Origin of the sequence: Pontibacter mangrovi (genome assembly GCF_006385705.1) — a bacterium.
GTDB classification, from domain to species: Bacteria; Bacteroidota; Bacteroidia; order Cytophagales; family Hymenobacteraceae; genus Pontibacter; species Pontibacter mangrovi.
The window spans coordinates 101,971-125,804 of the sequence record NZ_VFRQ01000002.1 but is presented as its reverse complement, the minus strand read 5'-3'; the positions used below and the strand labels follow the sequence as shown (position 1 = coordinate 125,804).

General features: G+C 51.6%; 25 protein-coding genes. 14 read left to right on the top strand and 11 right to left on the bottom strand.

Going from position 1 to position 23,834, the window contains the following annotated elements; genetic code table 11:
* Window positions 1–189 precede the first annotated feature (189 nt).
* Genes selD through FJM65_RS04080 form a run of 3 tightly spaced genes read right to left on the bottom strand, consistent with a single transcriptional unit; the run spans window position 190 to window position 2,986 of the window.
* Window positions 190–1,242: a selenide, water dikinase SelD gene (gene selD / locus FJM65_RS04090; RefSeq protein ID WP_140619736.1), complete on the bottom strand. Its 1,053-nt coding sequence runs from the start codon at window positions 1,240–1,242 to the stop codon at window positions 190–192.
* Window positions 1,243–1,244: 2 nt separating this feature from the next.
* Entirely contained in the window at window positions 1,245–2,273 is a 1,029-nt protein-coding gene (gene mnmH / locus FJM65_RS04085; protein WP_140619734.1) for a tRNA 2-selenouridine(34) synthase MnmH, read from the bottom strand.
* On the bottom strand, window positions 2,273–2,986 hold the full coding sequence (locus tag FJM65_RS04080) for a pyridoxine 5'-phosphate synthase (protein ID WP_140619731.1): 714 nt from the start codon (window positions 2,984–2,986) through the stop codon (window positions 2,273–2,275). Before FJM65_RS04080 ends, mnmH begins: the two co-directional genes overlap by 1 nt.
* A 163-nt stretch (window positions 2,987–3,149) precedes the next feature.
* Here FJM65_RS04080 and FJM65_RS04075 point away from each other — a divergent pair, with 163 nt between their 5' ends.
* From FJM65_RS04075 to FJM65_RS04010, 14 genes are all read left to right on the top strand, one after another.
* On the top strand, window positions 3,150–3,611 hold the full coding sequence (locus tag FJM65_RS04075) for a GatB/YqeY domain-containing protein (RefSeq protein ID WP_140619729.1): 462 nt from the start codon (window positions 3,150–3,152) through the stop codon (window positions 3,609–3,611).
* A gap of 124 nt (window positions 3,612–3,735) precedes the next feature.
* On the top strand, window positions 3,736–4,254 hold the full coding sequence (locus FJM65_RS04070; RefSeq protein ID WP_140619727.1) for a CvpA family protein: 519 nt from the start codon (window positions 3,736–3,738) through the stop codon (window positions 4,252–4,254).
* Window positions 4,255–4,409: 155 nt separating this feature from the next.
* Window positions 4,410–4,991: an anthranilate synthase component II gene (locus tag FJM65_RS04065; protein WP_140619725.1), complete on the top strand. Its 582-nt coding sequence runs from the start codon at window positions 4,410–4,412 to the stop codon at window positions 4,989–4,991.
* Window positions 4,992–5,126: 135 nt separating this feature from the next.
* Window positions 5,127–5,903 carry an alpha/beta fold hydrolase gene (locus FJM65_RS04060; RefSeq protein WP_140619723.1) on the top strand — a complete coding sequence of 259 codons (777 nt, stop codon included), beginning with the start codon at window positions 5,127–5,129 and terminating at the stop codon, window positions 5,901–5,903.
* A complete protein-coding gene (locus FJM65_RS04055) occupies window positions 5,900–6,565 on the top strand; it encodes a cbs domain containing protein (RefSeq protein WP_140619720.1) in 666 nt (221 codons plus the stop codon). The genes FJM65_RS04060 and FJM65_RS04055 overlap by 4 nt, the downstream gene beginning before the upstream one ends.
* A gap of 11 nt (window positions 6,566–6,576) precedes the next feature.
* Window positions 6,577–7,965, top strand: a complete 1,389-nt coding sequence (locus FJM65_RS04050; RefSeq protein WP_140619718.1) for a BamA/TamA family outer membrane protein — start codon at window positions 6,577–6,579, stop codon at window positions 7,963–7,965.
* A gap of 11 nt (window positions 7,966–7,976) precedes the next feature.
* On the top strand, window positions 7,977–8,864 hold the full coding sequence (locus FJM65_RS04045; RefSeq protein ID WP_140619716.1) for an NAD kinase: 888 nt from the start codon (window positions 7,977–7,979) through the stop codon (window positions 8,862–8,864).
* 117 nt (window positions 8,865–8,981) lie between these two features.
* Complete coding sequence (locus FJM65_RS04040; RefSeq protein WP_140619714.1) at window positions 8,982–9,998, top strand: DUF6089 family protein; 1,017 nt, start codon at window positions 8,982–8,984, stop codon at window positions 9,996–9,998.
* Between the two features lie 48 nt (window positions 9,999–10,046).
* Window positions 10,047–10,817 (top strand): type IX secretion system protein PorG, encoded by a 771-nt coding sequence (gene porG / locus FJM65_RS04035; RefSeq protein ID WP_140619712.1) that lies wholly within the window; start codon window positions 10,047–10,049, stop codon window positions 10,815–10,817.
* 59 nt (window positions 10,818–10,876) lie between these two features.
* Window positions 10,877–11,620, top strand: coding sequence for an isoprenyl transferase (locus tag FJM65_RS04030; protein ID WP_140619710.1), 744 nt, complete (start codon window positions 10,877–10,879; stop codon window positions 11,618–11,620).
* Between the two features lie 11 nt (window positions 11,621–11,631).
* Window positions 11,632–14,145, top strand: a complete 2,514-nt coding sequence (bamA, locus tag FJM65_RS04025) for an outer membrane protein assembly factor BamA (protein ID WP_140619708.1) — start codon at window positions 11,632–11,634, stop codon at window positions 14,143–14,145.
* 18 nt (window positions 14,146–14,163) lie between these two features.
* Window positions 14,164–14,826, top strand: a complete 663-nt coding sequence (locus FJM65_RS04020; RefSeq protein WP_140619706.1) for an OmpH family outer membrane protein — start codon at window positions 14,164–14,166, stop codon at window positions 14,824–14,826.
* Between the two features lie 30 nt (window positions 14,827–14,856).
* Window positions 14,857–15,462 (top strand): OmpH family outer membrane protein, encoded by a 606-nt coding sequence (locus FJM65_RS04015; protein WP_140619704.1) that lies wholly within the window; start codon window positions 14,857–14,859, stop codon window positions 15,460–15,462.
* 76 nt (window positions 15,463–15,538) lie between these two features.
* Complete coding sequence (locus FJM65_RS04010) at window positions 15,539–16,576, top strand: RluA family pseudouridine synthase (RefSeq protein WP_140619702.1); 1,038 nt, start codon at window positions 15,539–15,541, stop codon at window positions 16,574–16,576.
* 270 nt (window positions 16,577–16,846) lie between these two features.
* Here FJM65_RS04010 and FJM65_RS04005 read toward each other — a convergent pair whose 3' ends face one another.
* From FJM65_RS04005 to FJM65_RS03970, 8 genes are all read right to left on the bottom strand, one after another.
* On the bottom strand, window positions 16,847–18,490 hold the full coding sequence (locus tag FJM65_RS04005) for a tetratricopeptide repeat protein (protein WP_140619700.1): 1,644 nt from the start codon (window positions 18,488–18,490) through the stop codon (window positions 16,847–16,849).
* A gap of 47 nt (window positions 18,491–18,537) precedes the next feature.
* On the bottom strand, window positions 18,538–19,479 hold the full coding sequence (locus tag FJM65_RS04000; RefSeq protein ID WP_140619698.1) for a PstS family phosphate ABC transporter substrate-binding protein: 942 nt from the start codon (window positions 19,477–19,479) through the stop codon (window positions 18,538–18,540).
* The gene (locus tag FJM65_RS03995) at window positions 19,469–19,726 is read right to left on the bottom strand and encodes a hypothetical protein (protein WP_140619696.1); all 258 of its coding nucleotides are present in this window, start codon (window positions 19,724–19,726) and stop codon (window positions 19,469–19,471) included. The genes FJM65_RS04000 and FJM65_RS03995 overlap by 11 nt, the downstream gene beginning before the upstream one ends.
* Before the next feature lie 122 nt (window positions 19,727–19,848).
* Window positions 19,849–20,685, bottom strand: a complete 837-nt coding sequence (locus FJM65_RS03990) for an energy transducer TonB (RefSeq protein ID WP_140619695.1) — start codon at window positions 20,683–20,685, stop codon at window positions 19,849–19,851.
* Window positions 20,686–20,865: 180 nt separating this feature from the next.
* Window positions 20,866–21,696, bottom strand: a complete 831-nt coding sequence (locus tag FJM65_RS03985; RefSeq protein ID WP_140619694.1) for an energy transducer TonB — start codon at window positions 21,694–21,696, stop codon at window positions 20,866–20,868.
* A gap of 3 nt (window positions 21,697–21,699) precedes the next feature.
* Window positions 21,700–22,221, bottom strand: a complete 522-nt coding sequence (locus FJM65_RS03980; protein WP_140619693.1) for an ExbD/TolR family protein — start codon at window positions 22,219–22,221, stop codon at window positions 21,700–21,702.
* 19 nt (window positions 22,222–22,240) lie between these two features.
* Entirely contained in the window at window positions 22,241–22,846 is a 606-nt protein-coding gene (locus FJM65_RS03975) for an ExbD/TolR family protein (protein WP_140619691.1), read from the bottom strand.
* A gap of 24 nt (window positions 22,847–22,870) precedes the next feature.
* Window positions 22,871–23,737: a MotA/TolQ/ExbB proton channel family protein gene (locus tag FJM65_RS03970; RefSeq protein ID WP_140619689.1), complete on the bottom strand. Its 867-nt coding sequence runs from the start codon at window positions 23,735–23,737 to the stop codon at window positions 22,871–22,873.
* Window positions 23,738–23,834 lie beyond the last annotated feature (97 nt).

The following is a 23,834-nucleotide window of genomic DNA, read 5'->3' as shown; positions in this document are numbered from 1 at the left end:
TAATAATTTAAGCCACAGGGTTTAGAGTAGGGTATAATTCTTTACCCACCCCTGGCCCCTCCAAGGAGGGGAATTTTCCTCATGATGTAATTCCCCTCCTTGGAGGGGCCAGGAGTGGGTTTTATCTTAAATGCCAAACCCCAGGGCATAATTCTAGGAAGTACGGAAGCAGGAGGCAGGGAGATATTGTTATACCACCCTTATCAACTTCTCTCCATTTTCCCGCTTCTTCAGCACACCCAGCGGCTGCAGTTGCAGGTTATACTTCTCAAAAACCGCCAGCACCTCATCCCTGCCAGCCGGGTCAACGGCTACCAGCAGGCCGCCGCTGGTTTGCGGGTCGCAGAGCAGGTGCTTCTGGTCCGGCGCAAGGTCGGCGAGTTTGTGGCCGTAGCTGTCGAAGTTGCGGTGGGTGCCGCCTGGTATGGCTTTTTGCGCCAGGTACTCCAATGCCTCTGGTATCACCGGCACTTTGTCAAAGTATACTTCGGCGCTCAGGTTGCTGCCTTCGCACATTTCCGAGAGGTGCCCCATCAAGCCGAAACCGGTTACGTCGGTCATGGCCTTTACCTGCGGCAGCTGGCCTAGTTCGGCGCCTATCTTGTTGAGCTGCATCATCTGCTGCGGCGCCAGTTGTACGTGCTCCGGTTTTAGGATGGCTTTTTTCTGTGCCGTAGAAAGTATGCCCACGCCCAGCGGCTTGGTTAAGTATAGCTCGCAGCCGGCGGTGGCAGTGTCGTTCTGCTTCAGGTTTTGGATGTTTACCATGCCCGTTACGGCCAAACCAAAAATTGGCTCAGGGCTGTCGATGCTGTGGCCGCCTGCTAAAGGTATGCCTGCCTCGTGGCAAATGCTGCGGCTGCCCTCAATCACGCGCTTGGCTACTTCCGGAGCGAGTTTATCGATAGGCCAGCCCAGCACGGCAATGGCCATCATGGGGGTGCCGCCCATGGCATACACATCCGAAATGGCGTTGGCCGAGGCAATTCTGCCGAAGTCGTAGGCATCGTCCACAATCGGCATAAAGAAGTCGGTGGTGCTGATAACGGCGCGGCCCTGGCCGATGTCGTACACGGCAGCGTCGTCGCGGGAGCTGTTGCCCACCAGCAGGTTCTTCTCCTCGGGGTAGCTGATGTCGGAGTGCAGGATGGCATCGAGCACTTTGGGGGATATTTTACAGCCGCAGCCGGCGCCGTGGCTGTATTGCGTAAGTTTTATACTTTCGGTGGATGTCTCTTCCATGGTTAAAGCAGGTTATGTTGTTTAGCAAAAGCCACCACCAGGGCAGCGTTTTCTTCCGGGTTCAGGCCGGGCAGTTCCAGCGGGAGCACCCGCTGCTTCCTGGCCAGTTCGTATGCGTAAGCTTTGTCGTAATAGGTCAGGGCAATTTCTACCATTTTCTCCATATCGCCATCCGAGATGGCCGACAGTGCCTCTTTGGTAGCCAGGCCGCCCAGGCGCTTCTTTATTTTGAGGATAGCGGTGGCAAGTATGGCCTCGCTGGTGTGGCAGTATTCCTGGGCCAGCTTTTGCACCCGCAGCCTGTGCGGCACCTGCAGCACAACTGTTGGCGCCTGCTGCATCTGGTCGAAGAGGGGCTTGGGCATGTGCACGCGGCCTATATTTATACTTTCGTCCTCCAGCCACAGCGGCAGCTTTTCATCTAAGTGTAACAACTGCATGCCCAGCAGGTTCTCAAAGTGCTCGGTGCTGGGTTGCGGGTCCATGCCAATGCTGCCGAAGGCGGAGCCTTTGTGGTTGGCAAGTCCTTCCAGGTCTATCGTTTGTTGCCGGAGCTGTTGCAGGTGCGGCAGCAGGTCGGTTTTGCCGCTGCCCGTCAGGCCGCCTAGTATGATGAGCTTGCGCGGCTTTTCAAACTCCTCGTGCATGCGGTTCCGGTAAGCCTTGTAACCTCCCTGCAGCAGATGCACTTTAAAGCCTGCAAAATCCAGCAGCCAGGCCATGGCCCCGCTACGCATGCCGCCGCGCCAACAGTGCACCAGCAGCTCCTTGTTTTTGGAAAGCTTGCCCGCCTCCTGCACAAAGCCCGCCATGCGCGGCCCAAACAGGTCCAGCCCGATCAGAACCGCCGGGTCGTGGCCCTGCTGCTTATAGGCGGTGCCCACCCTGGCGCGCTGCGCATCGTCAAAAATCGGGAACGACAGCGCCGTGGGCATGTGGCCTTCCGCATACTCTTTGGGGGCGCGCACATCCAGCACTGGCAGCTTTTCCGCCTTCTGCAGAAACTCGTTTATACTTATGCTGTTTACCATTACTTGAGCTGGCGCAGGTAAAGCTGAATCGTATTCTCCAGGCCAAGGTACAAGGCATCGCAGATAAGGGCGTGCCCGATGCTTACCTCCTTCAGGTTAGGCAGCGTGTCGTGCAGGTACTTGAGGTTATCCAGGTCCAGGTCGTGGCCGGCGTTTAGGCCCAAGCCATACTCCTGTGCTTTTAAAGCGGCTTTCAAGTATGGCGCGATGGCCTTCTCGCGGTCTGTATGGTAATTGCTGGCATAGGCTTCGGTGTACAGCTCCACGCGGTCGGTTTCTACCAGCGCAGCGCCTTCAATCATCCCTTCGTCCGGGTCCACAAAAATGGAGGTGCGGATGCCCAGCTCCTTCAGCTCCAGAATCACATCCGTCAGAAAGTCTTTGTGGCGGATGGTGTCCCAGCCGGCGTTGGAGGTGATGGCATCGGGCGCGTCGGGCACCAGCGTGGCCTGCTCCGGGCGCACCTCTTTTACAAGTTTCAGAAAGTCGGGTGTGGGATTTCCTTCGATGTTGAATTCTGTCGTTACCACCTCCTTCAGATCGTACACATCGCGGTAGCGGATGTGGCGCTCGTCGGGGCGCGGGTGCACGGTAATGCCCTGCGCGCCGAAGCGCTCGCAATCTTTGGCCGCCTGCACCACATTTGGCCTGTCGCCGCCGCGGGCGTTCCGCAGCGTGGCTATTTTGTTTATATTTACACTCAGTTTCGTCATGGCTCTGTTTTGCGGGCTGCAGCCCTGTCATCGTCTTACGTAATAGAATGACTAAATTAGTGGAATTTTGTTTAAGATGACAGTCTCTTGCGGTGGCCGCAAAAGCCTGCGGATGCGTAAGCAATAGCACCTCAACCAAATAAAAGTATAAACCAGAAAAACTATGACATTAAAACAACGCATTGATGCCGACATTAAACAAGCGATGTTGGCCAAAGATAAAGCCCGTTTGCAGGCGCTCAGAAGTATAAAATCGCTGATCATGCTGGCCGAGACGGAGAAGGGCGGCACAGAGGGCATCACCCAGGACACCGAACTGAAGCTCCTGACCAAGGCTGCCAAGCAGCGCCGCGAGTCGGCGGAGCTGTATGCCAAGCAGGGCCGCGCCGACCTGGAGCAGGTAGAGCTGGCGGAGCTGGCAGTGGTGGAGGAGTACCTGCCCAAGCAGCTGGACGAAGGCGATTTGCGCACCCGTCTGCTGGAGATCATCCAGCGTGTGGGCGCCACCGGCCCTTCGGATATGGGCAAGGTGATGGGCGTGGCTTCCAAAGAGCTGGCCGGGCAGGCCGACGGGCGCGCTATCTCGCAGGCCGTAGGCGACTTGCTGAGCAATACGGATTTTTAAAGTTATCTTTGCAGCTGCCGCCGCTGCTCTTCCAAAGCGGCGGCGGCTGTACCTTCACGCACAAGTATGGCCTGGCTGTGCTGGCGTGGTACGAAGTGTAGCAACTTCCACCTTTTTATAGATTATGAGTACGTTTGATATTTTTCTGGCTATCCCGATTGCCTACGGAGCTTTCATGGGCTTTCGGAAGGGGCTGCTGCTGGAACTGGTGTCGTTGGTGGCGCTGGTGCTGGCCATACTTGGCGGCCTGAAACTGCTGGACACGGCCCTGCCCCTGATGGCCGGTTTTATTGGCGACGCGCACGGGCTGCTGCCCTACGTTACCTTCCTGGTGGTGTTCGTGGGCATTATCCTGATCATCCATTTGGGCGGCCTCTTGCTCAAGAAGGTCATCGATTTCACACCTTTCGGCCTGTTCGATAATGTGCTGGGAAGTATACTGGGCGCCCTGAAGTGGTGCCTGGCCCTGAGCCTGCTGCTCTATGTGTCCGATATGGCCGGCATCAGTGTCTCGAAAGATACAGCCGATGCCTCGATGGTCTACCCGGTAGTAGTCAAGACAACGCCCTACGCCCTCGACATCCTGAGCTACGTGCTCCCGTTCATCAAAGCGCTCATCACCTCGCTGCGGCAACACTTTTAGGAGTTTAGGAGTGGGGGAGTTTGAGAGTTTAGGAGTTAGTTAAGTAAAAGTGGATTTGATCAGATAGCGAAGTTCGGCAGAGCGACCAGTTAAGTATAAACTCTTCTAAAAGGTATCACTCCTAAACTCCCAAACTCTATAACTCCCCAACTCCCATGCTTCTCCTGCTCGATAACTTCGACTCGTTTACCTATAACCTGGTAGACTACTTTGGTAGGCTGGGGGTGGAGGCGCAGGTGGTGCGTAACGATGTGCCGCTGCGGGAGCTGCAAAAGCTGCCGGTAGAGGCGGTGGTGCTTTCGCCGGGGCCGGGCACGCCGCAGGAGGCCGGAAGTATGATGGAGGTGATCAGCCACTATCACAGCCGCGTGCCGATGCTGGGCATTTGCCTGGGGCACCAGGCGCTGGGCGAGTTTTTCGGGGCTAAGCTGGAGAAGGGGCTGCGGCCGATGCACGGCAAGATCTCCGAGATCAATTGTGAGGAGGATCCGCTGTTTAAAGGCCTGCCAACAAGTATGGCTGTGGTGCGCTACCACTCGCTGGTGCTGCGGCACACGCCCGAAAGTATAAAGCCGCTGGCACACACGCAGGAGGGCGAACTCATGGCGTTCCGGCATAAAACGCTGCCGCTGTACGCCCTGCAGTTTCACCCGGAGGCGGCGCTCACCACTTATGGCCTGCAAATGCTTCAAAATTGGCTTACAATTGCTAATATTGCACAGGCAGCGGCCTGGTAGCGCCCGCCGCGCAGTGGCAGGCGCTTGAACATACAAGCCACGCTTTTGTTTTCTGAAGACAGGAACCGGTAACCGGCTGCACCTGGATAAAGTATAAGCAAAGGCGCAAACACGTTATTACATTTTTTTCGATTCATGGATTTACAAGTCAGACACGAAGGAGAATATCAGTATATTGATGAAGGTGAAGGAGAAGTACTGTTGCTGCTGCACGGGCTTTTTGGCGCGCTCAGCAACTGGAACGGCGTTGTAGACCATTTCTCGAAAAACTACCGTGTGGTTATCCCGCTGATGCCGATCTACGAAATGGCGCTGCACAAGGCCGGCGTGCCGGGGTTGTCAAACTTTGTGGAAGGCTTCGTGAAGTTTAAGCAACTAAAAGACCTGACGTTGCTGGGCAACTCGCTGGGCGGCCACGTGGGGCTGGTGTATACGTTGAATAACCCGGGCATGGTGAAGCGGCTGGTGCTTACCGGCAGCTCCGGACTGTTTGAGGACTCCATGGGCGGCTCTTTTCCGAAGCGCGGCAACTACGAGTACGTGGAGGAGCGCGTGGGCTATACGTTCTACGACCCGAAAACGGCCACCAAAGAGCTGGTAGACGAGGTGTTCTCCATCACCAACAGCAACGCCAAGTGCCTGCGCATTATCGCCATTGCCAAGTCGGCGCAGCGGCATAATATGGCCAAGGATATCACAAACATTAAGGTGCCGACGTTGTTAATCTGGGGACTGAACGATACCATCACGCCGCCGCTCGTGGCCTATGAGTTTAACAGGCTCATGGAGAACTCAGACCTATACTTTATAGATAAGTGCGGGCACGCCCCAATGATGGAACATCCGCAGAAGTTTAACAGTATCTTAGAGAAATATTTAGAAAAGACACCGATAACCGCCTCATCCGTATGATCGCAGAAGAGCTCATCAACCAAATGATTCCGCCGCTGAAGCTCTACGACACCGTAGACAAAGCTTTGCGTTGGATGGATGAGTTCCGCGTAAACGAGTTGCCGGTGGTAAGCAACCGCAAGTACATGGGCCTGGCCACCGAGCTGAGCCTGATCGAGCTGCCCGACCGCACCCGCCAGCTGAAGGAGCTGGAGCTGGAGTACAAGGAGGTGCACGTGCAGGGGCAGCAGCATTTCTACGATGTGATGGAGGCCGCCATCAAGAACAAGATACAAGTGGTGGCCGTGCTCGACGAGGAGCAGGACTACATGGGCGTGATCACGATAAACGACACGCTGGCGGCTTTCGGGCAGATGTCGGCCTTGCAGGGCTCGGGAAGTATACTGGTGCTCTCCATGCCCGAGCGCGATTACTCGCTGGCCCAGATCAGCCGCCTGATAGAGGAGGAGAACACCAAGATCCTGAGCGCCTACGTGTCGCCCGACGAGCTGGACCCCTACAAGATAAAGCTGACGCTGAAGCTCAACACCACCGACCTCAGCCGCATCATCGCTACTTTAGAGCGCTTCGAGTACCGCATCACCGCACAATTTAACGATAACACCGAGTACGACGTGGGCAAAGACCGCCTCGATATGCTATTTAAGTACCTCGATATCTAACGCTTGCGCCAATGCCGCTGCGAGCTTTCCTTTTTATACTTATACTTGTAACAGGCATTGAATCGCTGGCGAAGCCCTGCGAGGTGCCTGCCGTCGTGATCGACAGCATCAGCCTGACCGGCAACGAGAGCACCCGAAGCCAGGTAATGCTGCGCGAGCTCACCTTTGCCCCCGGCGACAGCATACCTGCCGAGGCGCTGGAGCCGCTGCTGCAGGAAAACCAGAAACGCCTGCTCAACCTCCGCCTGTTTCACTTTGTGAACTATACCTATACTTGTGCCAAGGGGCAGGTGCGGGTGCAGTTTGCGGTGCAGGAGCGCTACTATCTCTATCCCATTCCCATCTTTGACTTTGCTGACCGTAACTTTAATGCCTGGCTGGAGAAGAAGGACTGGAGCCGCATAGACTATGGCCTGAACCTGATTCGCCGTAACTTCAGGGGGCGCAACGAGGAGGTGCGCGTGCGGGTGCAGCGCGGCTTTAACAAGCGGCTGGAGCTGGGCTACCGCATTCCGTATGTGTGGCGCAAGTATAACTTAGGCGCTGATTTTCTGGTGGCCGATTACCGCAGCCGCACCATCAGCTACACCAACGTGAACAACAGGCAGCGCTTTTATGAGCAGGAGGAGGGCATGCCCATTAAACGGACCTCTGTGGCGGCGGCGCTGGTGCACCGGCAGGATGTGCAGCGGCAGGCGGGGCTGCGGCTGTCTTTCCACGATGAGGATATATCAGACTCGGTAACTTTGCTGAACCCGGAGTATTACCAGCGGGCCCTGCAGGAGCGGCAGTACATGCGCCTGGAGCTGTACAAGGCCATTAACCGGCGCAATAACTTTGCTTACCCCACGGCTGGCAGCTACCTGGAGGCGGGCGTGGCGCAAACTTTTTTCCTGCACCGTTCCGGTAGTCCTTTCACAACGCTGCGCGCGAAGTATGTAAAGTATGTGCCCCTATCCCAAAAGTATACCTACATGGCTGGCGGCGAGGGGCAGCTGCGCCTGGCGGGCAAGTATGCCTTTGCCGACAACATCGCCCTGGGCTACCGCTCCCTGGTGCGCGGCTACGAGCTATACGTGGTGGGGGGGCAGCATTACGCGCTCTTTAAGCAGGGTTTAACCCGCCAGCTGCTGGATATTAAAAGTATAAAGCTTAAATTTATAGATAACCCCAAGTTTAACAGTATACCTTTGTCGCTGTACCTGAACGGCTTTACAGACGCTGGCTATGTGGCAGACCATGCCTTTGAGAAGGGTAACCCGCTGACAAACCGGCTGTTGCTGGGCAGTGGACTGGGGCTGCACGCGGTAACCTTTTACGATATTGTGCTGCGGCTGGAGTATACTTTAAACCGGGAGGGCGACCGTGGCTTATACTTTAGCGCGCGCTTTCCGTTTTAACCTGACAGAATATGAAAATAGCGATACTTGGAAAACCTTTCACCGACAACATACAGCCCTTTATTCAGACGCTTTTTGATGAACTGCAGCGGCGCAAGGCGGCCCTGTGCCTGGTAGAGCATTTCGAGCTGTACCTGAAGAACACCATCAACCTGCCCACAGGCATAGAGACCTTCCGGCGGGGTGATGTGCTGCAGGGCGTGGATGTGGTGCTGAGCATAGGCGGCGACGGCACCCTGCTGGATACGGTGACGTATGTGGGGGCGCAGCAGATTCCTATACTGGGCATCAACACCGGCCGGCTCGGCTTTCTGGCCACCATCCCCTACGACAGCATCAACCTGGCCCTGGATGCGCTTTACAAAGGGCATTATACGTTAGACGACCGTGCGTTGATCCATGTAGACTCCGATCAGGAGGTATTTAACGGCATTAACTTTGGCCTGAATGAGTTTAGCATACTAAAGCGCGATACGTCGTCCATGATAGTGGTGAATACGTATATAGATGGTGAATATCTGAACTCATACTGGGGGGATGGCCTGGTGGTGGCAACGCCTACCGGGTCTACGGGGTACTCGCTTAGCTGCGGGGGGCCACTAGTGCTGCCGCAGACCAACAATTTTGTCATTTCACCCGTATGCCCGCATAACCTCAATGTGCGGCCCATGATTGTGTCTGATCGCAGCGTGATTTCTTTTGAAGTAGAGGGCCGCAGCAGCAGTTACCTGGCGGCTTTGGACTCCAGGTCTACCCCGGTAGACATGAACGTGCAGTTGGCGGTGCGGAGGGAGAGCTTTGTGGCCAGGCTGATAAAGCTTCACCATGTAAATTTCCTTTCGACCCTGAGAAACAAGCTGAACTGGGGGCTGGATAAGAGAAACACGCAGATAAAATAATATTAAATATACCTGTTATATTATTTTATTAACTCGTAAATCTGTTTATTTTTGTCTTCTATTAATTTGGGGTGAATGCTAGCCATTTGATACGCCACAACTTATACTTTTTCTATTATGAAGAAACTTTGTACCCTTGTTTTGTTGCTTACTTTTACCTCTATCCTGCTGGCGCCGGGTGCCGAAGCGCAGCGCTGGACCAATCGTAAGCAGTACGGTTCTGTTGGCGTAACCTTTGGCGCCATGAACTATTTCGGGGACATTGTGCCTCAGCCGGACTTTACGAGCTTCCGGTTTAAGTCCACCCGGCCAAACGTAGGGATCAGCTATACCTACCGTTTTGCCCCGCGCTTCTCTTACCGCGTAGGGTTTAACTGGGGCCGCATCACCGGCGACGATGCCCTGAGCGCGTCACAGAGTGAGGGTGAGAACGCTGGCCGTTATGCCAGAAATCTTTCTTTCCGGAATGATATTAAAGAACTGAGCGCCGTGGCGGTGGTGGACCTTTTCGAGAACCGCAGCACCTATCAGCGTCGCCCGGATTTTGTGCCGTATGCTTTTTTAGGCGTAGCTGTACTGCACCATAACCCTAAGGCTTACTATGAAAGCGGCTCCCGCCCTGATGTAAGTGACGGTGAATTGCCAACAGGTTGGTATGAATTGCAACCTTTAGGTACCGAAGGACAGTATGCTGCTGGAGGTGACTATCCCGATCCATACAAGCGTGTGCAGATTGCCATCCCGTTTGGCCTTGGTGTGCGCTATAAGATAGACCGCTACTGGGACCTGAGCCTGGAAGTGGGCTGGAGAAAGACCTTTACAGATTACCTGGATGACGTAAGCGGTAGCTATGCCTCTAAGAGAGCTATCTTAGACGGGGGCGGCGCTAACCCTGCAGCTGCAGCCATACTTTCGGATAGAAGTGCCGGCTCCGACCTGGCTACGGACAACCCGAGCAGTAAGTATTACCTGCGGAGCGATCCAGATCCGAGTGTGACTTACAAGTACTTAAGAGGCTATGGCACTGATGGGCAGCAGCGCGGCGAGTTGTCAGACGATGACTGGTACATCACCACAGGCCTAACATTAAGTTATATTTTATCACCACGCGTCCGAAGTCCGAAGTTTAGATAATAGAACGGGCAACGACTGCGTTGTTCAACTAAACTTTGACCAGAATACATGACGTTAGATATCTTTAAACAGGCACTCCTTATTTGTCTCTTTCTGCAAGTAGGGAGTGTTTTTTTGTGTAGCAACGCCAGTGCCCAGTCTAACATGCCCGTAAATACTTCCGAAATAGGCATAGGCATTGGCGGCGGAAACTACAAAGGCGAAATATCCCCTAATTATCGCTTTCTAAACAACCAGCCAGCCCTTACCATCTTTTATCGCCGCGATATGTCTAACGCCATAACGCTGCGCGCCGGGCTAATGGGTAGCCACCGCATCGCTGATAACAACACGTTCAGCGACGAGGCGTTTGATGATCGCCCGTTCCATGCGTACCGGCAGGCAGAGCTGCGCCTGAGCCTGCTAGAGCTGTCGGGCGTGGTAGAGTATAACTTCCTGGACTATTATGACCCCAAGCAGCACCCACGGTTCTCGCCTTATGTGTTTGCAGGCATAGCCGGTTTGCTATACAACAAAAAGCTTACCTCCGTGCACGATGAGCTTAACAGGGTGTTTGATACCGACATGACCGTGACCATACCTTTTGGAGTGGGCATAAAGTATGGCCTGAGCACCCACTGGAACCTGGGGCTGGAGTTTGGCGCCAGAAAAACGTTTACCGATAAGCTAGACCACCTGAGCACACCGGGGCAACCGGAAAACATGCTGAGCCCTCACGACAATGACTGGTATTTCTACAATGGTATCAGCATCTCCTACACTTTTTACCGCTATAACTGCCCGCCAGTCTATAAGAAGAAGCCTGGCCTGTTAGATTAAACTGCAATCATTCATGATTTTCTCTTGCTTTTTGTAACTTGCAAGGAAATTGTGGTTTAATGAATTTGAAGGACAAAGTAGACTTAGGCAATTTACCCAGACACATCGCCGTTATTATGGACGGTAATGGGCGTTGGGCAAAGAAGCGAGGCGGATTACGAATCTTTGGCCACCAGAATGCTATCAAAGCAGTACGTGATACGGTAGAGGCTTCTGCCGAGTTGGGTGTGGAGTACCTGACCTTATATGCCTTTTCCACCGAAAACTGGTCCAGGCCAGCGGAGGAGGTGTCGGCGCTGATGACGCTGCTGGTGTCAACTATTCGGAAGGAAACCGCCACACTCAACAAGAACAACATTCGCCTGCAAACAATCGGAAATACGGGAAGCTTACCAAAGGCTTGCCAGCGTGAGTTGATGGAGGCGATGGAGCTAACCAAGCACAATACCCGCATGACGCTGGTGCTGGCCCTGAGCTACAGTGGCCGCTGGGATATAACGCAGGCAGTGCAACGCCTAGCCGACGAGGTGGGTCATGGAAGTATAAGGGCAGAGGAAATAACTGAGGAGGCCATTGCCGCCCACCTTTCCACGGCAGGCATACCAGACCCGGAGCTGCTGATAAGAACCAGCGGCGAGCAGCGCATCAGCAATTTCCTGCTTTGGCAGCTGGCTTATACAGAACTATACATCACAGAGCTGCTCTGGCCCGATTTCAGAAAAGAACATCTCTACGAGGCAATAATGGCTTACCAGCGCCGGGAGCGCCGCTTCGGGAAGACAAGTGAACAAATAACCAAGTGATACAGACACGAATGACAAGATGCATCTGGGTGCTTGTGTTTCTGCTAACGGCAGGCACGGCCTCTTCACAAGTACTAAACAGACCTACCCAGTCGTCTACGATAGATTACCAGCAGCCGCGCCAGTACCGCATTGGGGGGATCGAGATCAGTGGCAACAAGATTCTGGATCCTATTGCGCTTGCCTCCCTTACCGGCCTGAAGGAAGGGGACATGATCACTGTGCCGGGAGAGGACATTAGCCGCGCCATCCAAAACCTGTGGGACCAGGGTATACTGGGCGATGTGGATGTGTCGGCACGCACAGAAGGCGAGGTGGTATACCTTACCTTCCACCTGACGGAGCGTCCGCGCCTTTCCAACTTCCGTTTCTCGGGCATAAACAAGTCGCAGGCCGAGGCCCTACGCGATAAAGTGACGCTGCAGAAAGGGCGTATTGTTACAGATGCCGTGCTCAACACCACCCGAAATGTGGTGCAGGAGTATTACATAGACAAAAGCTACCTGAACGTGAAGGTGAACATTACGCAGCGCCCTGACTCTGTGCTGCCAAACAGCGTGAACCTGAACATACATGTAGACAAAGGCGACAAAGTAAAAGTTGGCGACATTGAGTTTGTTGGCAACGAGGCCTTTAAAGACAAGAAGCTGCAACGCCAGCTGAAGAACACCAAAGAGAAGCGCTTCTATAAGATCTTCACCTCCTCTAAGTTTAACCGCGCTAAGTTTGAGGAAGACAAAGAGGCCCTGATCAGCTTCTACAACAGCCAGGGCTACCGCGACGCTACCATCGTGTCGGACTCAGTGTATAGCATCAGCGAAGACCGCCTGGGCATACAGATCACCGTGGACGAGGGCCAGCAGTATTTCTACCGCAATATCTCCTGGACGGGCAACTACCTGTATGATGATGACTACCTGGCCCGTGTGCTAGGCATAAGCAAAGGCGATGTGTATGACCAGGTAGAGCTGGAGAAACGCCTGACGTATAACCCGGTAGGCGTAGACGTATCAGCGCTGTACCAGAACGATGGCTACCTGTTCTCGAGCATTACACCGGTAGAAGTACGCGTGGAAGGTGACTCCATTGACCTGGAGATGCGTGTGACGGAGGGACCGCAGGCCACTATCAACAAGATCCTGATCTCCGGAAACGACAAGACCAGCGACCATGTGATTTTGCGCGAGATACGTACGCTGCCAGGCCAGAAGTATAGCCGCGAAGACTTGATCAGAACCAGAAACGAACTGGCCGGACTAGGCTATTTTGACCCTGAAACAATTGGCCTGAACCCGATACCGAACCCTGCTGACGGTACTGTGGATATCGCCTACAGCGTAACGGAGCGCCCGAACGACCAGATCAGCCTTTCGGGTGGTTGGGGCGGACCGATTGGTGCCGTTGGTACCGTCGGCCTGTCGCTTAACAACTTCTCCACACGTAAGCTTTTCGACTTTTCGGAGTGGAAGCCAATACCGACCGGAGACGGTCAGCGCCTGTCGTTGAACGTGCAGGCAAACGGTAAGTACTACCAGTCGTACTCGTTCTCGTTTACTGAGCCGTGGCTGGGCGGTCGTAAGCGAAATTCACTTACAGTTAGCCTCTTTAAAACAATTTACAGGCAGAACAACCTGGGTTACTACGGGTACTTGAATGAAAATGTGGATGAGAGCGAAGTGCGCCGGCTTAACGTGAACGGAGCCGCAGTTAGCTTAGGGCGCCAACTGAACTGGCCGGACAACTACTTCTACATGAGCCACTCGCTGTCTTACAACCGTTACAACCTGACGAACTATGCACTGGCTCCAGGCTTTAATAACGGTATTTCGAACAGTATTTCTATTGTGAACACCATCGGCCGCTCCAGCATAGACAACCCAACGTTCCCAAGACGCGGTTCTCAGTTTACGCTGAGCCTGAACATGACACCACCGTACTCATTGTTTAAGGATCAAAAAGAAGGCGACTACGAGTTCATCGAATTTAATAAATGGATGTTTGATGCCTCATACTTTATAAATGTGGCAGGAAATTTGGTGTTCAATACAAGAGCGCACTTTGGCTTCCTGGGTACGTATGGTTCTGGCAAGATCGGGCCGTTTGAGCGCTTTAAAGTAGGCGGTGCAGGCCTTGGTGGTGGCAACGTGTTTGTTGGTACCGAATACATTGGCTTGCGTGGCTATGATGATGAAAGCGTTGTAAACTCTATCTCCGATCCAGACTTGACTTACTCGGGCGGTATTGCCTATAACAAGTTTGTGTTTGAGGCACGCCAGCTGATTTCCCCGAACCCTGCCGCGACTATTTACGGCCTGGCGTTTTTGGAGGCAGGTAACAACTTCGGTAGCTATAAGAACTATAGTCCGTTTAAGCTGTACCGCTCGGCAGGTGTAGGTGCCCGTATCTATATGGCGGCCTTTGGCCTGCTAGGCTTCGACTACGGCTGGAGGCTGGATGATTTGCCTGGAGGTATGGATGAGAAGCGAGGCATGTTCCACTTCATCATCGGCCAGCAGATACGCTAAAACCTGATTTGAATTAGTATGCAAAAGTTTTTGTTCATCTTTTTAGCGGGCATTCTGCTAAGCACTGTTTCGCAAGCTCAGAAGATTGGCTATATTGACTCAAACTTCATTTTGAGCAAGATGCCAGCCTTTAACCAGGTGCAGCAGGAGATGGACAAATACGCTGAAAACTGGCAGCGGGAAATAGAGCAGCAACAACAGCAGGTTGATAAGCTGCAGCAGGAGTATAAAGCCGAAGAGGTGCTGCTAACAGACCAGATGAAGCAAAAGCGGCAGGCCGAAATCGCTAAAAAGGAAAAGGAGCTGCGCGAGTACCAGCAAAAGGTTTTCGGTTACGAAGGCATGATGTTTAAGCGCCGGCAGGAGCTGATGCGCCCCATTCAGGATGAAGTGTTTGAGGCCGTTGAGAAGGTTTCCAAATCGAAGGGCGTCCAGATTATGTTTGATAAGTCCGGAGACCTGGTGATGATCTATACTAACCCGGTGCATGATTACACCGAGTATGTGCTGGAGGAACTGGGGCTGGCTTCTGACAGGAGCAACACCCCGGGCCAACGCCCTGCAGATGCCATTGTGGATGACCCACAGAACCTGCCGGAGGTAGGAGAGGAGCAGCAGGAGCAACAGCAAGAAGTAGAGCAACCTGCCCGCAAACCAAATAAGAAGAAGTCTAACAACTAAACAACTAAATACTTATTAACCAACCAACCAATGATGAACAAGATTAAACTTTTAGTAGCAGCGTTCTTTCTGATCAGCTTTGCGTCTTTCGCACAGAGCAACGACCAGCCGCTTAAGATTGGTTATACAAACGTGGAATACATACTGCTGCAATTGCCGGAAAGCAAGCAAATAGAGTCTAACTTAAAAGACCATAGTACCCAACTGGAGAACCAGCTCAAAGGCAAGTATGCTGAATATGAGGCTAAGCTGCAGGCTTACGAGAAAGGTGCAGCCACCATGGACGCTACTATCCGTGAAGACAAAGAGAAAGAGCTGATGGGCCTGAACAATTCTATCCAGGAGTTCCAGCGTAGCGCACAGCAGTCGCTGCAGCAGAAAGAGAAGTCGCTGGTAGACCCGGTGATCGCCAAGATCGACAAAGCTATCAAAGATGTGGCTAAAGAGAACGGCTATACTTACGTTATCAGCAACCAGGCGCTTTTAGCCGGTCCGGAAGACGGAGACATTTCTCCGCTTGTGCTGAAGAAGCTTGGTGTAGACCCAGCCAAAGCGCAGCAGACTCCTGAGCCAGCCGCCGCTAAGCCAGCATCAAAACCAGCTACTCCTGCTAAAAACAACAAGAAGAAAAACTAAGTAAGTTCTTGCGATAGTATGGGAAAGCCGTTGTGTATACTTCGGCTTTCTTTTTTTTATACCATAAAGTATAACCGTGGTAGATTACACTGAAACAGAAAACTCCGAAGACTCAGACGAGCTGTATGAGCACCACCGCATTGTAGTGGATAAGGGGCAGGCCTTACTGCGCGTCGATAAGTTTTTGATGGACAGGCTGCCCAACGTAACCCGGAATAAGCTGCAGAGTGCCATTCGGTCTGAGTCGGTGCAGGTAAACCAGAAGCCGGTAAAGGTTAGCTACAAAGTTAAGCCACAGGATGTCATCACCGTAACGCTGGCTGAGCCTCCGCGTGAAACAGACATAGTGCCGGAAAATATCCCGCTGGACATCCTGTATGAGGATGAGGAACTGCTGCTGGTAAATAAAGCTGCGGGCATGGTGGTGCACCCGGCCTACAACAACTGGAGCGGTACTTTGGTAAACGCACTAACCTACCACCTGCAAAACCTGCCAACACACCATAATGGCGAGGGAAGGCCTGGCTTGGTGCACCGCATCGATAAAGATACTTCCGGCCTGCTGGTTATTGCTAAAACCGATTATAGTATGGCCTACCTGGCCAAGCAGTTCTTCGACCACAGCATTGAACGTACGTACTATGCACTGGTGTGGGGAGTGCCAAAAGAGCGCCAGGGAACAATTACAGGCCATGTAGGGCGCAGCGCCAAAGACAGAAAGGTGATGGCCGTATACCCTGCCGGAGATTACGGCAAGCACGCCGTTACACACTACAAGGTGCTGCGCAGCTTCAGGTATGTGTCGTTGGTGCAGTGTAACCTCGAGACAGGCCGAACACACCAGATACGGGCGCACATGAAACACATCGGGCATCCGCTTTTCTCTGACGCAACGTATGGCGGCGACAGGGTTTTATATGGCAGCCCCACCGGCAGCTATAAATCCTTTGTGGAGAATGCCTTTAAGCTGATGCCGCGGCAGGCGCTGCACGCTAAGTCGCTGGGCTTTCTGCACCCTTCTACAAAAGAGTTCATGCAGTTTAACTCTGACTTGCCCGAAGACTTCAGCAATGTGCTGGAGAAGTGGGAGCTGTATGAAGAGCCACTAGTATAAATGCTTTTGAAACTTTTTATAGTTTAACAGCCGCCAAAACCCACCCCTTACCCCTCTCAGGTAGCAGGGCCGTTCAGTTCTCCACTTTCTGGCGCTAATCTTCAGATTCGTGACGTGAGTCTCTGACTCAACGGCCCGGAGGGTTAGGAAATAGCTGGATATGAGCGCAGACGCTCGCGATCGATAGCGGTATAATTTCAGATAGTTGCTAAAAAGAGAAAGCCCGCTACAGCTGTAGCGGGCTTTCTCTTTTTATGAAATAAGTTTTGGTTATTTCTTTTTTCTCGGTGTTTTAGAAATCTCTTTTAGAGCGGCTTCTGCCTGTGGGTTGCTTGGGTCAAGGGTTCTAACCTCAGTCCAGTATTTCACGGCATTGTCGCGTTCGCCTTTCAGGTAGTAGTAGTAACCCAAGTATGAGTTGGCCTCAATCAGGTCACGCTTATACTTCTCTTTATCGCCTCCGGCTTTTTCAATGAACTGCTCATAGTATGGCTTGGCAAGGCCTTGCTCTGTTTCAGGGTCCTGGCTGGCGTTAGCACGGGCTCTCCACAGGTAACCATAGGCATAATCTGCGTTCGCTTCAATTACATTGGCGTACGTCTCATCAGCTTTCTTGAAGAACTCATTCGCTTTGGCTACCTCACCGTTTGCTGCGCTCTCTTCACCGGCCATCATGTAGATGTTACCCATGTAGTAGTAGTCAGCATTGCTTGGCTCTGCATTCTCGCGCTTGCGCTCATACACCTCAATGGCTTTGTCGTACTGGTTGTTCTTCGCATAAGCGTTGGCCAGCTCAGAATAAAGCTCAATGTTCTGGTTGTTCATCTGAAGCGCTTTCTCCAGGTTCTCTACCGCTTTGGCTGGCTGGTTGTTCTTCGCCAGGATACGGCCATAGTACTCGTAATCCTCTGCAATCAGCTTGTTCGAGTCAGCTTTCTGCATGTGCATTTCAATTGCCTCCAGCGCCTTCTCTGGCTGTCCTAGCTCCAAATAAGAGTATGCTCTCAGGCGGTTCATAACCATGTTGTCTGGCTGGGCCTGCAGTACCTGCTCTGCCGTTTGCAGAGCCTGGTCGTAATTCTTTGTCAGGAACAGGAATGACGCATACTTAGCTTTAGTGTCCGGCGTGTCTTCAGCCATGTCCACATACTTCTGGAACGTAGATAGGGCCTTGTCATACTGGCCTGCAAAGTAGTACAGCTCGCCCAGGTCGCGGTAAGCAGGGGCAAAGTTAGGGTCCAGCTCTATAGCCTTCTGGAATGCCTGCTCTGCCTCATTGTAGTTACGGGAGCTGGTGTACAGCTGGCCTCTCTTCAGGTAAGCCGTAGCATACTGGTCGTCTAACTGGATAGCTCTGTCGTAGTGCGTCATGGCCTGGCCACCCTGCTTCAGCGCAAGGTAGGCATCACCTAAAATTACGTTAGCCAGTGCGTTGTTGCTGTCGCGCTCCAGCGACTGCTTCAGGTAGTCTATACCTTTGTTGATCTGTGCTTCCGTGGCATTTGGCACGTTCACGTATGCTTCGCCAATCATGGCTAGTACATAAGAATCTTTTTTGCCTCTGCCTTTCAGGGCCTCAGAGAAATGCTGCTCTGCCTGAGCCTGGTTACCTTCCTCTAGCGCCATCTTGCCAAGACCTACATGGTTGATATAGGACTTCTTGTTATTGGCAATACCTTGGTTAAAGAAGTATGCTGCAGAGTCTGGTTTCTCTGTGCGCAGGTAGATATCACCAAGGGCGAAATAAGCGTTGTCAGCATTCTTGCCATTTAGCTGAGACTTATAGATAGACTTAGCTTCTTCGTAGCGCTCTAGGTCAACGGCTTTTCTGCCTGCGTCACCTGTTTGCGCAAATGCTGCAGTTGCAGGGAAGGCAGCCGCCATTAAAGCGATGTACTTCCAGTTATGTGTCATTGTTTAAAAGTTTAGTTGTTGTTGTTCTTTTTATTGGTCCAAGCTACCTAATCTCCTAGGCTGATTACCCTTACGGGCATGGTAGCCGGCACGAGACCGGACTTAAGTATAAGGCGTTGTCCTTTATCGCTCGCAACATAAGATGCAAAACCTGTGCCAAGACCTGCGCGGCCCTCTGTGCTAATGATGTAGAGGTAGCGGCGCAGTGGGTAAGCCTGCTGTGCGATATAGGCCTGGTATGGCTGATAATAACTTTCTGTAGACTGTGGTGCGGCCTCTGTGCTAATGCCCAAGACGTTTATCCGCTTCAGGAAGCCGACCGCTGTAGAATCATCAAAATCACTGATCCAGTTAACGCCGATCACGCCCAAGGCATTCTTGTTTTCTTCTACATAGTCTATCAATGCTTTGTGCGAGTTAGAAGCAAACGTGTTTTCCGGAAGTTTATTGCTAGCTAAAACTGAATCCTTTACGAATCTGGCTGTGCTGGAGTTGTTGTTGTCGAACACAATCGTGATATCGCCCAAGTCTGACCCCTCGCTTAGGTCTTTCCAGTTCTTGATGTCTCCCCTAAACACTTTCTTCAGTTCGTCCAGCGTAATGAGTGTGTCCGGGTTCTGCTTGTTTGTGATGAGCGCCACCGCATCAATCGCGATTTTAGTAACACGCGGAATACGGTTCTGCTTGTCGAACACAGCTTTCTCCTCAGGCGTAAGCTCCCGGGAGATAACTGCGATTCTGGTGCTGTCATTGAGCAGGTCTTTCACTACCTCCCCTTCAGCTTTATAGGCCGCCTCTACATTGGCATATTTATAGATGCCCTCAAAAGTGCTTATTTCAGATTCAATAACTGGCTTAAAGGACTCATCTACGCTGATGTTGATGTTTCCGGAGGTTGGCGTGTCCAGCTTCTCGCCTGAGTTGTTGCCGCAGCTGCTAAGAGCTGCCACAGCTGCAAAGGCTGCAATGCCTAGCGCTTTAATCTTCATATCTGTTTCGGTTGGAGCGTGTGCTGTTGTATACTCTCACAAATCTAACAATTCCATACAAGATGAGGATTCCCCCTAGCCCGTAGCGCATGCTGTTCGGTATGTCCAGGCTCAGTTTTTCGCTGGCAAACATGATAAAGATGCCCATAGCTATGTATAGCATCGTCATGGAGATGCCGAAGATGCGGGCAAACTGCGCAAACATGCTTTGCTTCGGCTTTTCATCTTCGTTTTTTGGTCTCAGCATATGTGTTTTCCTTGCCTGATTTCTTTTTAACCCTTAAAAATATACTTATTGCCTATAAAAAGAAAGCAGAAGCCTACAAAACTACATTTGTGCCTCTGCTTTCTTCCATCATTTATACTTGTTTATCTGATACTAAAGCGGATTGGGAGGGTAAATCGCACAGGTACGTTACGTCCGTTCTGCCTGCCGGGTTCCCAACGCGGCATTTGCTCTACCACGCGCTTGGCTTCTTCCTCTGTGCCGTAGCCCAGTCCCTTTATCACCTGCACATCGCTTATCTCGCCGTTTACACCAACCACAAAGGTTACCACCACGGTGCCCTCTACCCCGTTTCGCTCAGCCTCTCTCGGGTACCTCATCTTGCGGCTCAGGTATTCCATCAGCGCCTTTGTTCCGTTCTTAAACTGAGGCATCTGCTCCACATTATAGAATGGCTCATTGCTGGTACTAGGTTCTGTACCGGTGCCTTCTAAACCTGTAGGGGGAGCCTCTGTCAGCGATACGTTTGGAACATCAGGTATGGCGCCCTCTACTTTTTTCAGCCCTATATCCGCCTTGGCCAAAGCCTGCTGGTCCGGCATCGTTTCGGTTACCTTGGTGGCATCGTCTACCACCCTAGGTTCAACGAAGCGCTCTTGCGCCACTTTGGTCTTCTCAGGTGGGGCAGGAGGGGGCGCTACCGCTTTCTCTACTGGCTTTTTAGGCGGCGGAGGCAGTATGACGTCTATCGGCTTCATGACTTCATAAACAGGCTTCACATACTTTACGGGTTTGGCAAAGAACATGGCTTTAACCAATGGACCGACCAGCGCCCCTGAAAAAATGGCTGTGGCAAGTGTGGCTGCCAGTAGCACGTTCTTACTATAGGATTTCCGGAGTTTGTAAGCGCCGTAATCCTTGTTTCGCCCTCTAAACACAATGTTGTTGAAGGTCATGCTTAAGAAATAGCTCTTTTCCATGGGCTTTGGGGTTTATGGTTAAAAATGGTTTACATAGTTCTCGTTGAGTCTGCTTAGGGTTTTTCTATTGATTCTTTTTTAAGGTACGGAATTATCCTTAAATAGTATGCATGCTGAGTATATTTTGTGCATAAAAAAAGCCCAGCCTTTTAGGGCTGGGCTTTTAGCAGCTATGCGTGCTTATTTAATCGTGAATCGTACTGGAAGTGTGTAGCGAACAGGTACTGCTCTGCCGTTCTGCTTACCAGGAGTCCACTTTGGCATTGTTTTCACAACGCGTACGGCTTCTTCATCGGTACCAGCACCAAGGTTTTTCACAACCTGGATGTCGGAGATCTCTCCTGTTTTGCTTACTACGAACGAAAGCACTACCAGGCCTTCTACTCCGGCACGCTGTGCAGCAGCTGGGTAGCGGATGTTCTTGCCAAGATACTTCATCATCTCCATCTCACCACCCGGGAAGGTTGGCATCTGTTCAACGTAAGTATAAGGCTTATCCTCTACAACTTCGGCTACTATATCGCTTGTGCCGTCAATATCGCCTAAGTCAAGCGGTGCGTCTGGGTCACCTTCTACGGTTTCAATGCCCGCATCAATTTCCTCAAGCACTTCTACGTCCGGAATTTCTTCCTCTTTCTGTACCTCTTCGTCACGCTTCACTACCGGCGGCGTATACTTTACAGTAGCACGCACGGGTGGTGGTGGTGGTGGAAGATCTGGTGGCGGCGGCGGCGGCGGTGGCGGCGTTGCCTCATCCAGTGGTGGTGGTGGAGCCAGGTCTACTTCTGTTACAACTCGCTCTGTTGTCATTACCTCCTCTTCGTCTCCTTTGATCATCTTTGTAATTAGCGGTAAGCTAAGAAAAAGAAGAAACAACAAAGTGGCGGCTATGGCGGCAACAGTGATATGCTTGTTGTACAATCTGCGAAGTAGGTAGGCGCCATACGCTCGGTTTCGTCCTTCGAAGACGATATCGTCAAGCGATGCTTTTGCTAACTTACTTGCGTCCATATCTTAATTACCTAGTTGTTTTTGTACCAAATCTTTGTCTGCGTCAGCAATTTCTACCATGGCAAACTTTTTGGTATCCGTGATTTTTAATTCGTCCAGAATGTCCACCATGTTCTTATAGCGGGACTCTTCCATCGGCTTTATCAACACCGTCATCTTTTCGTTAGACTTCACACGTTGTGAAGTCAGCACTTTACGGATGCCGTCTGCTGCGTAGCTAGATTCAACCACTTCCGGCTCATCTTCTACAAGGCCGAAGTAATAGTAAAGCTCGTCATTATCGCCAAGAATAATAGTCATGGCGTTACTTGCTTTCAACGGCATCTGCTCTGATTCATCCTTAACCTTCTTAGGCATGTTAATCTCCATGGTTTGCGGCTTGTTGAAAGTCGTGGTAAGCATGAAGAATGTGATCAGAAGGGCGGCAAGGTCTACCAGCGGCGTCATGTCGATTTTGGTCGACGAGCGTTTGGCGCGTTTCTTACCACCTTTACCGGAGTCGGCTTTTTCCTGTATTTCTGCCATTATCTAATCTCCTTTCTAATTATAGGTTCCTCGGCATGGTTTCCATGTCGGTGATCAGGTTGAACCTGTCTACGTTCTTTTCTTGTAGGACATCAATGACACGCTTAACAGTTGGGTAGTCTGCATCGTTGTCGCCTTTGATGGCGATCACCACCTTAGGGTTTGTTAAACGTGTTTGCAGTACCCAGTCGCCAAGCTCATTGTGTACGGAGTCGATTGGTATACCCGGTTGGTTTACCTCCTTGCGTGCACTTGATTCCATCGAAAGGAAAGACTTAAGCTGGTTGATAGGAACTCCAAAGTTGCTTAGAAGCGAAAACGTTCGCTTCTCTTCCGGAGTAAATCCTACGCCATACTTGCCTCCGATTTTGTCAAGTAGTGCTTCCTTAGTTTGCTGCCCGTCTACGCCAAAGAACACTCTGCTGTCTTTGCCTACCGTAATGGTAATTACGTTTGTATCCGGGATTTTTATTTCAGACACCGATGATGGTGTGTCTACTACAATAGCTTCGTCAGGACGGGCCGTTGCAGTCAGCATAAAGAAAGTAACCAGCAAGAAGAATAAGTCCACCATTGGCGTCATGTCCAACGAGGGGTTTTTCCTTTTTACTTTTACTTTAGGCATCTTATCTGGTTAATACGGTTAAAATTAAACAGTTTGTGGTCTTGCAGCTGGCGTGTCGTGCTGAGCAGCGAACGTAGATACCATGCTGAAGCCAGCTTCGTCGATGCTGTAAGTAAGCACGTCGATCTTGCTTGTAAAGTAGTTGTAAGCGATGATCGCGATAGTAGAGCCTGTGATACCAAGGGCTGTGTTGATAAGGGCCTCAGAGATACCGTTTGCAAGGGCTACAGAGTCAGGAGCACCTGAAGTTGCAAGAGCCGAGAAGGCCTTGATCATACCAAGTACCGTACCGATCAGACCTACCAGTGTAGAGATAGAGGCGATAGTTGAGATAACCACCAGGTTTTTCTCCAGCATTGGCAGCTCCAGTGAAGTAGACTCTTCGATCTCTTTCTGGATAGCGGCAACTTTCTCTGCTTTCAGCAGCTCTGGCTCGTTCTGCATTTCTTTGTACTTCAGCAGGCCGGCTTTTACTACGTTTGCTACAGAGCCTTTCTGCGTGTCGCAAGATGCGATAGCGCCGTTGATGTCGCGCTGGTTCAGTTTAGCAGAGATAACGCGTACGAATTCTGCCACGCTCTTAGTACCTTTTGCTTTACCGATTGTCAGAGCACGCTCGATAGAGAAGATGAATACCATCAGGTTCAGAGACATCAGCACTGGTACTACCCAGCCACCTTTGTATACGATACCAAGGTAGTTGCCCGGAAGTGGGTGGTTGTTCGGATCATTGCCTTCGAAGTTGGCAGGGTTGCCAAGAACGAACATATAGATAAGCACACATGCTATAATGGCAACCGGAATTACGATGCTCGCAAATAGAGAGCCTACCGCGTTCGGCTTATTCTCTACATTAGCATTCTTGCTCACTACTGCAGTCTTTTTTTCCATTTTAATTAAAGTTTAAAGTTTAGCTGTTTGTGTTGTAATAAATAGTTTGTGTAATTATAAAATGTAATTGTTTCGCTTTTAGTTCTTTATTGAATTT